Origin of the sequence: Cellulosimicrobium funkei (assembly GCF_004519295.1) — a bacterium.
GTDB classification, from domain to species: Bacteria; Actinomycetota; Actinomycetes; order Actinomycetales; family Cellulomonadaceae; genus Cellulosimicrobium; species Cellulosimicrobium funkei.
Window position 1 is genome coordinate 163581 of sequence record NZ_SOZH01000008.1, and the last position, 12938, is coordinate 176518.

The 12938-nt window shown below is 75.1% G+C and carries 9 protein-coding genes; 5 read left to right on the forward strand and 4 right to left on the reverse strand.

Annotated features, from left to right (window positions below):
- Positions 1-26: 26 nt before the first annotated feature.
- The 4 genes from E1O70_RS14355 to E1O70_RS14370 are packed head-to-tail and all read right to left on the reverse strand — an operon-like array spanning position 27 to position 4643.
- Entirely contained in the window at positions 27-866 is an 840-nt protein-coding gene (locus E1O70_RS14355) for an SDR family NAD(P)-dependent oxidoreductase (RefSeq protein WP_061266645.1), read from the reverse strand.
- Entirely contained in the window at positions 863-2179 is a 1317-nt protein-coding gene (locus E1O70_RS14360; RefSeq protein ID WP_240696710.1) for an enolase C-terminal domain-like protein, read from the reverse strand. Before E1O70_RS14360 ends, E1O70_RS14355 begins: the two co-directional genes overlap by 4 nt.
- Positions 2176-2973 carry an SDR family NAD(P)-dependent oxidoreductase gene (locus E1O70_RS14365; protein ID WP_061266643.1) on the reverse strand — a complete coding sequence of 266 codons (798 nt, stop codon included), beginning with the start codon at positions 2971-2973 and terminating at the stop codon, positions 2176-2178. The genes E1O70_RS14360 and E1O70_RS14365 overlap by 4 nt, the downstream gene beginning before the upstream one ends.
- On the reverse strand, positions 2970-4643 hold the full coding sequence (locus E1O70_RS14370; RefSeq protein ID WP_061266642.1) for a hypothetical protein: 1674 nt from the start codon (positions 4641-4643) through the stop codon (positions 2970-2972). The genes E1O70_RS14365 and E1O70_RS14370 overlap by 4 nt, the downstream gene beginning before the upstream one ends.
- Positions 4644-4791: 148 nt before the next feature.
- On the opposite strand from E1O70_RS14370, the gene E1O70_RS14375 reads away from it, so the two are divergent.
- The 5 genes from E1O70_RS14375 to E1O70_RS14395 all read left to right on the forward strand — a co-directional run bounded on the left by E1O70_RS14375 (position 4792) and on the right by E1O70_RS14395 (position 12823).
- Positions 4792-5481 carry a GntR family transcriptional regulator gene (locus E1O70_RS14375; RefSeq protein WP_061266641.1) on the forward strand — a complete coding sequence of 230 codons (690 nt, stop codon included), beginning with the start codon at positions 4792-4794 and terminating at the stop codon, positions 5479-5481.
- Positions 5482-5537: 56 nt separating this feature from the next.
- Positions 5538-6140, forward strand: coding sequence for a HEAT repeat domain-containing protein (locus E1O70_RS14380; protein ID WP_061266640.1), 603 nt, complete (start codon positions 5538-5540; stop codon positions 6138-6140).
- A 164-nt stretch (positions 6141-6304) separates the two neighbouring features.
- A complete protein-coding gene (locus E1O70_RS14385) occupies positions 6305-7378 on the forward strand; it encodes a GNAT family N-acetyltransferase (RefSeq protein ID WP_061266639.1) in 1074 nt (357 codons plus the stop codon).
- A gap of 868 nt (positions 7379-8246) precedes the next feature.
- Entirely contained in the window at positions 8247-10517 is a 2271-nt protein-coding gene (locus tag E1O70_RS14390; RefSeq protein ID WP_205688658.1) for a peptidase C14, read from the forward strand.
- A gap of 86 nt (positions 10518-10603) precedes the next feature.
- Positions 10604-12823 (forward strand): peptidase C14, encoded by a 2220-nt coding sequence (locus E1O70_RS14395; RefSeq protein WP_174526011.1) that lies wholly within the window; start codon positions 10604-10606, stop codon positions 12821-12823.
- Positions 12824-12938 lie beyond the last annotated feature (115 nt).

Here is a 12938-nt window from a genome sequence, read left to right on the forward strand (position 1 = left end):
GGCTCGTCGGGTTCCTGTACCCCAGGTCAGGTAAGGCCGTAGCGCGCGTCGAGGTCGGGGTCGTGAGGCGGGTTGCCGAACGACGCGGTCCAGGCGCCGTCGGCGGCGATCGACTGGCCGGAGACGTAGCCCGCCTCGTCGGACAGCAGGAACGCGACGAGCGCGGCGATCTCCGCGGACTCGGCGATGCGCCCGAGCGGCGGGCCCTCGGCGAGCGCGCGCTCCTCGGCGGCCGGGTCGGCCGCGCGGGCGATCTGCGCGTCGAGGTGCGGGGTGCGCACCCCGCCCGGCGCGACGGTGTTGGCGCGGATGCTGTACCGCCCGTACGTCACGGCGACGGAGCGCGCGAGCGCGTCGATGCCGCCCTTGGTCAGCTCGTAGGCGGCGTGGTCGGCGAACGCCGCGCGGCCGTGGATCGAGCCGATGTTGACGATCGACCCGCCGCTCACCTGGTCGGTGAACGCCTCGACGGCGGCGGCGCAGCCCCACAGGTAGCCGAGACCGTTGATCTCGACGACGTCGCGCGCGTCCTGCTCGACCTGCGCCGCCCGCTCCGGGTCGGCGAGCGCGTGCAGCGGCGTGCGGACGGTGATGCCCGCGTTGTTCACCCATCCGGCGAGCGGCGCGAGGTCGCGCGCGGTCCGCGCGGCCTCGCGGTGGGCCTCGCGGTCGCGCGAGTCCCCCAGCACGACGGCGGCGCACACCCCCTCCTCGACCGTCCCCGAGCCCGGGGTGCGCTCCAGCCCGACGACGGTCCACCCGTCGGCGGTGAGGCGCGCGGCCACGGCGCGGCCGATGCCCTTGCCGCTGCCGGTGACGACGACGCTGCGGTGCTCGCTCGCGGGTCCGTCCGTGGTTCCGGTCACGGGGTCGCCTCCAGGTCGAAGCGGTCGGGGTCGAGCGTGAAGCCCAGGCCGGGCGCGTCGGGCGGGGTGGCGTGGCCGCCGTCGAACACGGGACCGCTACGCACGAGCAGCGGCGCGGGGTCGTAGGGGTTGCCCGCGGGCGAGCGGTCGAACGTCTCGACGCCGATGCCCGCCGCTCCGCCCAGGTGCACGCTCACCTCCGGGTACACGTGGCTGGACACGACCTTCCCCCGCGCCGCCCACGCGCGCACGAGCGGGTCCGCGGCCGTGATGCCGCCGATCGCGACGACGTCGACGCGCGGCACGTCGAGCGCGCCCAGTGCGTCGAGCCGCGCGAAGACCTCGGGGTCGGTGACCTCGTCGCCCACGGAGAGCGGCAGCCCGGACGCGTCGCGGACGCGCGCCGCGCCGGCCGCGTCCTCGGGCAGCAGCGGGTCCTCGAGCCACGCGAGCGCGGGCGCGCTCTCCCCCGCCGCACCCGTGGCGCCCCACGCGTCGAGATCCGCGAGCGCCTCGTCGGCGTCGCGCCAGCCGAAGCCCACGTCGACGACGACGCCGCTGCGGCCTGCGACGGTCGGGCGACCGGTGACGTGGGGCAGCTCGGCGCGCAGGATCGCGAGCAGGTCGCGCATGAGCAGGCGGTCGGGCGAGCGCGAGATCTTCAGGAGCGGCCACCCGGCGCGCGCGTGCGCGAGCACCTCGTCCGCGACGTCGCGCGCGGTGCGGCCGGGCGTCGGGTAGGCGGCGACGAGGATCGCGGGGCGTGGCGCTGCGACGGCCGCCCCGGATGAGACGTCGCGGGGACTCCCGGCGACGGCACGTGCCGGAACGTCCCGGTCGTCGCCGCCGACACCCGGCTCCGCGGACCCCGCGAGGTGCGGGCCGTCGTCGAGCAGGGACCACACGGGACGACCGGCGAGGCGGCCCGCGAGGTCCCACAGCGCGACGTCGACCAGGCCGATCGCGCGCCGCACGAGGCCCACGCGGCCGACGATCGCGGACCCGCGCAGGGCCGCGTCCCAGGCGGCGCCGACGCTCTGACGTGCTGCGACGCCGTCGGACGCGACGACCTCCCGGCCCACCACGTGCGGGGCGACGAGCCGGTCCACGAGCTCGGCCATGGGTGCCTCGCGCGTGAGCGCGTACGACTCCCCGGCGACGGTGCGGCCGTCGTCCGTCTCGGCGACGACGCGCACGCCGACGTACTCGCGGCGCTCGACCGTCATCGCGCCGAGGCGCAGCGGCTGCGGCAGCGGGACGACCGTCGTCGCGGTGCGGACGGCGACGACGCGCGCGGCGGACCCCACGCTCACTCCGGCTTCTTGGCGAGCGGCACGCCGTAGTCGACGAGGAACCCGCCGTCGACGTACACGGTCTGCCCGACCATGTACGCGGCCTGGTCGGACACGAGCCAGCTCACCGCGTTGCCGATCTCCTCCGGCTGGGCGAGCCGGCGCGCGGGGATGCGCGCGAGGATCGTCTCCTCCGAGAGCGTGCCCTGCGCGACGCCCTGGCGGAACACGCCCGTGTCGATGTATCCGGGCGCGACGGCGTTGACCCGCACGCCGCGCGCGGCCCACTCGGCGCCCGCGGTCGCGGTGAGCCCGATGACGGCGGCCTTGGTCGTGGAGTACGGGGCCCGGCCCGCGGAGCCGCGGGCCGAGACGGACGAGATGTTGACGACGGCGCCCCGGCCCGCCGCGAGCATGTGGCGACCCGCGGCCTGGAGGCACGCGAAGACGCCGTGCAGGTTGACGTCCACGACGGCCGACCACTCGTCCCACGTGAGGTCCTCGAGCGCGCGGTGGCGCTGGATGCCCGCGTTGTTGACGAGCGCGTCGATCCCGCCGAACGCCGCGGCGAGGCCGTCGAACGCGGCGCGCACGGCGGCGTGGTCGGTGACGTCGAGCGGGGCCCACACGAGCCCGGGCGCGTCGGGGACGGCGCCGAGGTCGAGCGCGGGGAGGTCGTGCTGCACGACGTCCGCGCACACGACCCGGAACCCGTCGGTCGCGAGGCGCTCGGCGACGGCACGGCCGATGCCGGCCGCTCCCCCGGTGACGACGGCGAGCGGGACGCGCGGGGCGTCGAGGGCGGGGGTGGTCACTGGTCCTCCTCGGGGACGGGACGGGTCGGGGACGCGGGTGTCGGTGCGGCAGGTGGCGGTGCGGCGGGTGCCACGACGCCTGGCGGCCAGGCGGCGGTGTCGGCGAGCACGTCGTCGACGACGGCGCACGCGTGCCGCTCCAGGCGTTCGAGCGAGCCCGGCGCGAGCGGCGACTGCCACGCCTGGTAGGCGCCGACGTCGTACGCCTCGAGGGTGGGCAGGTAGACGAAGCCGGGCCCGTTGGTGAGGTTCGCGACGACGACCGGCCGCGTCCCGGCATGGGCGCGCACCGTGCGCTGGAGGCGCGAGTACGCCTCGCCCGGGTGCGCGACGAGCAGCGCCTCGCCGACGCGCCACACCCACGTGGGGTGCTGGACGGTCGGGCCGGTGACGTAGCCGTCGCGCAGGTTCCGCGCGCGGCGCAGGCGCTCCTCGCGCGAACGCGGGTCGATGTCGGCCCACTCGGCCTCGAGCTCGTCCCACGTCGGGAGGTCGCGCAGGTCGAGCGTGACGGGCTCCGCCACGGCGGCGAGCGTCCGTGCGTCGGGCCGGGCACCGGTGCCGGTGCCGGGGCCGGTCCCGATGCCCGGGAGCGCGGCCGACGGCGCGGGCTCCCAGACCGCGAGCGGCGCGCCGGACTCGACGACGTGGGTCAGCTCCAGCTCCGTGCCCGGCGGCGGGAGCTCGGCGAGCGCCGCGAGCACGGCATGGCCGAGCGACGTGCCGTGCCGGTCCGCGACGGCGGTGTCGCCCGTGTACTGCTCGCGCGGCGCAAGCTCGCCCGACGCGCCCTGCAGGAACGCGACGGGAGCGCCCGTCTCGCGCTCGACGAGGTCACGCATCGCGCCCACGTAGTCGGGCGAGACGAGCCGGTTCTGCCAGGCGAGCGTCGTGGGGTGGCACGCGTAGTTGACGATCGTCGCGAGGGTGACGTCCTGGCCTGCGGACGCGGCGCCGTCGGGCCGCGTCTCCCCGGCAGGCGCCGGGCGTGCGGTGAGGCGCCCGACGACGACCGTGTCGTCCGCAGCGTCGGTGCCGGGCGAGCGCGGGGTGCCGGCGTCGGGGTTGAAGCCGACGAGCGGCCGGGGCGGCGCGCTCTCCGCAGCGGCTCCCGCGGTCGTGCCCGCGTGCCCGCCCGCGCAGCCGTCGAGCAGCGCCTCGCGGTTGGACGCGAGGCCGCAGCGGCCGGTCGTCCACTCGAGGGTCGCGGGCCGGAGGGCCCTGATCGCCTCCACGGCGGCGTCGGCCGCTGCGCGCGCGAGGTCGTGCAGGTACGCGACGCCACGGTCGCCACCTGCGAGGTCGGCGTCGCCCGAGCACAGGACGGGCCCGGCGTGCGTGTGCGAGAGCGAGACGAGCAGGCGCTCGACGGGCAGCCCGGTCGCGTCGAGGACGGTCGCGCGCAAGGTCGCCTCGTCGTCGACCCGCCGCCACCACGTGCCGTCGATCGTGACGAGGACGTGGGGCTCGGCGGCCCCGGGGTCGGGGCGCTCCTCCGCGAGCGCCACGGCGGTCAGCGTCATCGCGCGGTGGGCGCCCTCGGAGACGTCCCAGTCCGCCGGGCCCCAGTTGCGGGCCCGGATGCCGGGGGCGGGCGTCACGTCGCGGACGGCGACGCCAGCCAGGCCGACGAACGCGGGGACGGGGGCCCGCGTGTGCAGGGCGACCATCGCACCTCCTCTGGGCTCGGGAGTGCCGATGCTATAGCATGTAGTCCGGTCGGGACGCCCCCGGGACGGCACCGTGGCCGCTATCCTTCAGCGGCGCCCCACCCTCGACGATCCGAGCCCGCCGCCCCCACGACACCACGGAGAAACCATGGCGCTCAAGAGCGTGCCGGACCAGAACGTCGCCGACCGCGTCACGGTCGAGCTGCGCGAGGCGATCTTCAGCGGCGACCTCGCGCCGGGCGAGCGGCTTGTCGAGCGCAAGCTCGCCGAACGCCTCGGCACGAGCCACATCCCGGTGCGCGAGGCACTGACGCGGCTGACCCAGGAAGGCCTCGTCGAGCGGCTCCCCCACCGCGGCGCACGCGTCGCCGCGCTCACGAGCCGCGACCTCGAGGAGATCTCGAGCCTGCGCACCCTGCTGGAGCAGTTCGCCGTCGTGCGGGTCCAGGACGCCTGGGACCCGGCGAAGGAGGCGAAGCTGCGCAAGACGGTCCAGCAGATGGTCCAGGCGGCGGAGAAGGGCAGCAACGCCCGCGTCTTCGAGCTCGACCGACGCTTCCACGAGCAGCTCTGGGAGATGGCCGACCACCGCATGCTCATGACGCTCAACGCGCAGCTCCGCAGCCGCATCACCGGCTTCCTGCGCGCCGCGAACGCCGCGCTCGAGCCCGAGGCGCGCGTCGCGCACGCGCGCACGCACGACCTCATCGTCGACGCCATCGCGGGCGGCGACCCGGACACGGCCCAGCGCGTCATGGCCGAGCACATCGGCGAGGCCGCCGCGCGCCTCGCGAGCCACACGGACGACGACGCCGAGCCCGCTGCGGCGAACGGCTGACCGCCGCAGCGTCCGCGCAGCGGCTCACGCGAACCCCGGCCGCCTAGGGTCGCGGGATGGACATCGTGCGCACCGCCGAAGCGTTCGCCGCCTGGGCGCGGACGCATCCCCAGGACTTCGGCGAGTGGGAGACGGACTACCTGGAGTGGCCTGCGGTGTACGACTGCGCCCGGGCCCTCCTCGCCGACCGACCCTTCCAGGAGTGGAACGATGCGGAGAAGCAGTCCTTCCTCTACCTGCTCGCTCGTGACAACGGGGTCGAGGACCTCGCCGATCTGCTCGCGGAGCACCCGAAGACCCTGGCCCACGTGGCGGAGCACGTCTGCGCCACCCCGTCGTCGGCCGAAGTTCACGCACGGTGGCAGGTCGCGGCATACCTCCCGGCGATCGGGACCGAGGCCATCCCCCTGCTCGTGACACTCGTCGCCGACGAGGACGAGTACGTCCGCCGTCGCGCGCTGCTGTCGCTCGGAGCGCTCCGTGCACCGGTCGCGGAACGGTGCGCCGTCGCAGCCTGGGAGTCCGGCCTCGAGTACCAGCGGATCGCCGCGCTGCACGTCCTGCACGAGGTGGGTTCACCCCGGTTCTCGACGTACGCGAGGCTCGCCGCGGGCGACTCACGCCCGTACGTCCGACGGGCAGCCCAGCGGCTCGGCTGATGTCGGGCGAGCAGCAGCCCGGATGGCGGCACCGCCGCCATCCGGGGCGTTCGTGCGCGCCCAGCCCGGCCCGCACGGTCCGTCGCGTCGCACGCCGACGGTCGTCCCGCGACCCTACTTTTGCTATAGCATCCCGTCAACACCGGCCCGAACCCTGGACTGCCATGCACCTGCGCACCGCCACGCCCGACGACGTCCCCTCGCTCTACGCGCTGTGGGGCCGCGCGTTCGACGCGCCGCTCATGGTGCCGGTCTACGAGACGGACGACGGCCGGCTCGACCGCACGCACGTCGCCGTCGAACCGGACGACGGCCGCGTTGTGGGCTCGGTGTACTGGACCCCGCGCGAGCTCGGCGGGCCCGACGGCAGCGCCCTGCGGGCGGGCGGGGTCGCGAACGTCGCGACCGCCCCCGAGGCGCGAGGCCGGGGCCTCGTCCGCGCGCTGCTCGCGCGGGCCGTCGAGCAGATGGAGCAGGACGGCGCGGACGTCGCGCTCCTGTTCACCGGCACCCCGGACGTCTACCGGTCGAGCAGCTTCGAGACGTTCGACGTGCCGCTCCTGCGCGGGGCGCCGCGTCCGGTCGACGAGCCGGACCCCGGGCACGACGACCTCGACGACCTCGACGACGACGGGCTCCCGACGGGTGCCGCGCCGTCGGACCTCGTGGGCGACGCCCCCGTGCGGACCCGCACCGATCGCCTGCCCGACGTCCCGTGGCCCGCGTGGTCGGTCGCGCTGCGGTGGGAGCAGCTCGCCGCGCTGCACGACGCGTTCGACACCGTGGCGGACGGGCCGCGCCCCCTCGCCGTCCGACGCACCGCCGAGCACTGGGAGCGGCGCATCCCGCTCTGGTACTCCGGCGCCGAGGTGCTCACCGCACGGGCGGCCGACGGGAAGGTCGTGGGCTACCTCGCCCTCGAGCCCGAGCCGGACGTGCTGAAGGTCCGCGAGCTCGGCGTCGACCCGGCGTCGGTCCGCGCGCACGACGTCGTCGACGCCCTCGCGCGCATCACGCTCCACCGCGCGCACCTGCACGGCTCCCCCGCCGTCGAGGTGCGCCTCCCCGCGCACGCCCTGACCGACCGCTTCGCCGCCGCGGTGCTCGACGCGCCTGTCGCCGCGACCGACACGACCGGCATGCTCCGGCCCGTCCGCGCGGCGGCCGACGTCGTCGCGCACCTCCGCGACGCCGCCGCGGCCGGGGTGGGCTTCCACTGGCCCGGCGACTACCTCTGACCGACTGACCCACCCCTCGAGGTAGAGCCCCAGTTCGCCGAGGTAGAGCCGCAGGTCAACGAGGTAGAGCAGCAGTTCGCCGAGGTAGAGCCATGGTGGGCCGAAACGGAGAACCCCGCTCTGGCGCCCGACGGCGCGTGCTCAGGACGGTGGGATCGGTCCAGGTCGTCGCTGTCCACGCATGCGACATTTCCGTGTCGCAGCATGGCACCGCTACGTCGATCAGGCGGTCCGGGCGCGTCCAGGTCGCCTCACGCCCGCGTTTCGCCTGCTCGACCCGCCGGGACGGCCTGGTCGACGAGGCGCCGGGCCGCCACAGGGGAGCCCCCAAGGCCCGGCGGTCGCCGAGTGGCGGGCGGACATGGAGGTGAAGAGGCGATCGAGCCGGGCCTCCCGGACCACGACCCCCAGACCGACCGACGGCGCGCCGACCCAAGCCCGCGCGCGCCGCGGGTCACACCGCGGCTCTACCTCGCGCAACCACGGCTCTACCTCGCGCGACCGGAGTTCTACCTCGCGCAACCACGGCTCTACCTCGCGCGACCACGGCTCTACCTCGGCGCGGCCTGCGTGCCGAGCTCCGCCTCGGTTCAGTTGCTATGGCAATCGTTCTTGCTCGACAACCGCTCTGACCTGCGCCGACGCCCTTCGACCTGCCCTTGACGATGCCATAGCATCCCGCTACTCTCCGAGAGTCCGGTTCACCGTCGCAACGACGCGCACGAACCCGCTGATCCCCGACCCAGCACCGGAACCGCACGACCCCCGCAGCACCGCTCCCCCGGAACACCCCGCAGCCCCGGGCCGCCGGAGCCACCGCGTCGCCCGCCCGCACGGCGTCCTCCCGACGTCACGAAGGGTGCCCCCGTTGTCCACTCCCCGATCCCAGACCCGCCCCGCGTCCGACGACCTCGGCGCGACCGACCCCACGACCGCCGAGGCGGCGTCGTCGCCCTCGCGCCGCCACCTGCTGCGCGTCGCCGGCATGGCCTCGCTCGCCGCGGGCGCCGTCGCGCTCGGCGCCGGCAGCGCGCACGCGGCGCCCCTCGCCGGCACGCTCCCCGCGAGCAAGAACGACAAGCCCGACGACGAGGTCCTCGTCGCCGCCACCGTCGCGCAGCTCACCGGCTGGAAGGCCAAGAAGCTCGACGACGGCGCCGTCGCCCAGCTCCTCGGCCACGCGACCCCGGGCGACGGCGCCGCCCGACTCCTGCGCTACGACGCGCGGTCCACCGCGGCCCCGAACGGCGGCACCGTCCTCGCCCCCAGCGACGCCGGTGCCACCGGCCGCTGGCACACCGTCCACACCGGCACCGCGGACTTCCGCTGGTTCGGACTCTTCGGCCCCGAGAACCCCGCCGACGACGCCCTCGACGCCCTCGTGAACGACCCCAGCATCACCCGCATCGAGGCCCGCACCGACCTCAACTTCACCCGACGCCACACCTACACCCGCTCGAACCTCGAGCTCGACTTCGGCGGGCGCACGGTCACGACGGAGGGCATCGAGCGCAACGCCCACGACAACCCGTTCGGCGCGGTCCTGTTCTTCCAGGGTCGCGTGACCGACGAGACGCAGCAGCGCACGCTCGCCACGACGCTCCCCGACCTCACGGACGTCTTCGAGGTCGCGGACGCGGGCGCGTTCGCCGTCGGGCAGTGGTGGGCGCTGCGCTCGGACGAGCGCCCGGGCGGCGGCGGCGACGAGCGCGAGCTCCAGCGCCTCGTCCAGGTCACGCAGGTGCTCGACGCGACGCACGTGCGCGTCGACTACAAGAACGGCTGGGAGCTGCCCGCCGGGCGCGTGCTCACCTGGACGCGCGTCGAGCCCGTCGAGCAGGTGCACGTGCGCGCGATGACGTTCCACGGGTCCGGGCCCTTCGACGGCCCGGCGAACGGCGAGCTGCCCGACGACCGCGAGATGACCGGCTCGCACCCCGTCGCGTTCGAGTACGCGGTGCGCTGCGACGTCTCGGACGTGCACGGCCACCGCACGTGGTGGCCGGTGATCATGCGGCGCTGGAACACCCACTTCGTCACGGAGCGGTGCTCGGTCGCCAACCCGCCGACGGTGTTCTACGGCGGCGCCGGCTACCTCACGCAGCAGATCTACTGCCTGTACGGGCGGGTCTCCGACTGCACGAGCCACAACGCGCGGCACCTCAACGACCTCACGGCGTCGGCGTACTGCCTCGTGGAGAACTGCCACGGCGACGGGGACGACCAGGGCGGCAACCCCTTCACGACCCACGGCCAGTACGAGCACGACCTCGTGTTCGTCGGCAACAGCGGGCTCATGGACATCGCCAACTCGGGCGGCCAGTGGGGCACGGCGGCCAAGCGCATCACGGTCAAGCACCACACGTGCTCGTGGTTCGTCGCGGGCACCAAGATCACGGACCTCACGCTCGAGGACGTGCACGTCGTCGCACGGTCGACCTTCGACCCGCAGGCGACGCTCACGATCAACGCCGACGGCGCACAGGTGCGCGGCTGCACGGCCGGCTTCTTCGCCGTCGGGCAGCGGTCGTCGCTGTCGCGGCGCCCGACGGTCGTCGAGGACTGCGCGTTCGCGCTGCCCGCGGGGTCGGTGCTGCACCAGACGCCGGTGACGAACCCCGTGCACTTCGTGCGCACGCGCATCACCGGCGTGGACGGCACGATCCTGCGCGGCGCCGGTCCCGTGACGTTCACCGACTGCGAGCTCGTCGGCGGCACGGACGAGGCCCCGGCCGCGCCGGTCGACCTCGGCTCGGCGGACGTCACCGTCACGGGCGGGTCGTGGCAGGGCGTGGGCGTGCGGCTCAGCGGCGCGCGCGACCAGCGGCTCGTGCTCGACGGCGTCCGGGCCGCGGGCACGACGACGGCCGGGGCCCTCGTCTCGCGCGGCACCGGCGCGGGGGCCGTGGACGTCACGCTCCGCGGCGCCGACCTGCGGGCCGCCGACGGCACGGCGCACGTCGCGCTGCGCTCCGGCGACCGCTACGCCGCGACCGGGTCGCGGTTCACGGGCGGTCGCCTCGACCTGCCCGACGGCGTGCGCGTCCTCCATGCCCGCAACGTCGAGACCGGCGTCGACCGCGCGGGCCTGCCGACCGCGGGCGACGGCGTGCTCGTCGACGCGAACCTCACCGTGTGACCCGCCCGGGCGACGCCCGGGCACCCTGCTCCCGCCTCCCCACCGACACCCGCGCCGTCGCGCCGGGCCGACGAAAGGACACCCCCATGACCCTCGAGACCACGACCGAGCCGACGCCGGCCGCGCCGGGCGAGGCCGCCCAGCCGCCCTCGCGGCGCAACCTGCTGCGCGTCGCCGGCATCGCCTCCCTCGCCGCGGGCGCCGTCGCCCTCGGCAGCGGCAGCGCCCACGCGGCGCCCCTCGTCGGCGCGCCGCTCGCGGCGAAGAAGGACGACAAGCCCGACGCCGAGGTCCTCGTCGCCGCCACGGTCGCCGAGCTCACGGGCTGGAAGGCCAAGAAGCTCGACGACGGCACCGTCGCCCAGCTCCTCGGCCACGCGACCGCCGGCGACGGCGCCGCCCGGCTCCTGCGCTACGACGCGAGGTCCACCGCCGCCGCCAACGGCGGCACCGTCCTCGCCCCGACCGACGCAGGAGCCAAGGGCCGCTGGCACACCCTGCACACCGGCACCGGAGACTTCCGCTGGTTCGGCCTCTTCGGCCCCGAGAACCCCGCCGACGACGCGCTCGACGCCCTCGTGAACGACCCGAGCGTCACGCGCATCGAGGCGCACACGGACCTCAACTTCACGCGGCGCCACACGTTCACGCGCTCGAACCTCGAGCTGGACTTCGGCAACCACCTCATGACGACCGAGGGCATCGAGGACGCCGGGCAGGACGACCCCTTCGCGGCCGTGCTGTTCTTCCGCGGGAAGGTCACGGAGGACGTCCGGAAGAACACCCTCACGGCGACGATGCCGGAGCTGCGCGACGACTACGAGGTCGCGGACTCCTCGCAGTTCGAGGTGGGCCAGTGGTACGCGGTCGAGGTCAACGCGCTCGCCGGCCGGTGGGAGCGCGAGCTCCAGCGCCTCGTCCAGATCACGCAGATCGTCGACGCCACCCACGTGCGCGTCAACTACAAGGCGGGCTGGTCGCTCGCGAAGGGCCGCACGCTCACGTGGACGCGGGTGGAGCCCGTCGAGCAGGTGCACGTGCGCAACCTCGCCTTCCGCGGCCGGCCCGACGGCGACCAGTACACGGGCTCGCACCCGATCGCCTACGAGTACGCGGTGCGCTGCGACGTGGAGAACGTGCACGGCGTCGCGACGTTCTGGCCGCTCGTCATGCGCCGCTGGAGCACGTTCTTCCGCACGGCGGGCTGCTCGCTGACCAACCCGGCGTCGGTCACGTGGGGCGGCGCGGGCTACCTGACGCAGCAGATCTACTGCAACTACGGGCACGTCGTGGACTGCCACACGACCAACGCGCGGCACCTCAACGACTGGACCGCGTCGTCGTACGGGCTCGTGGAGAACTGCCACGGCGACGGCGACGACCAGGGCCCGTTCGTCACGCACGGCCAGTACGAGCACGACCTCACCTACGTGGGGAACTCGGGCCTCATGACGTTCGCCAACTCGGGCGCGGCCTGGGGCGGCGCGGCCAAGCGCATCACGGTGACGCGGCACGTGTGCTCGTGGTTCGTCGCGCGCGTCAAGGTCACCGACCTCACGCTCGAGGACGTGCAGGTCATCCGCAAGGACGGCCTCGCGGGCTCGGGGATGCTGTGGGTCAACGCCGACGGCGTGCAGCTCCGTGGCTGCCAGGCCGACGACACCCTGATCATCTCCCAGGCGTCGGCGCTGTCGAAGCGGCCCAACGTCATCGAGGGGTCGCGCTTCGCGGTCCTGCCGGACACCGCGATCACCCAGGCGAACGTCACGAACCCGGTGCACCTCGTGCGCACGACCCTGAACGGGCTGAAGAACGCGTCGTTCGCCGGGAAGGGCGCCGTCGTGCTGGACACGTGCACGCTCGAGGCGGCCGAGGGCGAGGGCACGGTGACGGTGAGCGGCGACCTCACGGTGCGCGGCGGCGTCGTGCGCAGCGTCGCCCTCGTCGCGGCGGGCGCGGCCGAGCAGACCGTCCGGCTCGACGGCGGCCCCCGGCTCGAGGGCACGCCGGCGGGCGGGAGCTTCCTGCGCAGGGCCAAGGCGGACGAGCCGGTCACCTGGGCGCTGGACGGCGTCCGGAGCACCGCGCCGTCGGGCGACACTGGGCACGTGAACCTCGACGCCGGCATCAACACGTGGTCCGCCACGGGCTCGACCTTCGCGGGCGGCACCCTGGCGCTCGCACCGTCCGCCCTGGGCGGCGACTCGTTCGTCCTCCACAGCGGCAACGTCGAGCAGGGCGTCACCCGCACGGCGTTCCCCGACGACGGCGACCGCGTCGTCACGACGGGCAACCTCGTCGTCTGACGCGCCCGCACCCACGCCGCTCTCCCCGCCGGGCGCACCCCGGCGCGGGAGCAGCGCGCGAGGTGGGACGACGAAGGGCCGGGGGTGGTGAGTGCGGGTCGTGGCGGGCCTGGCG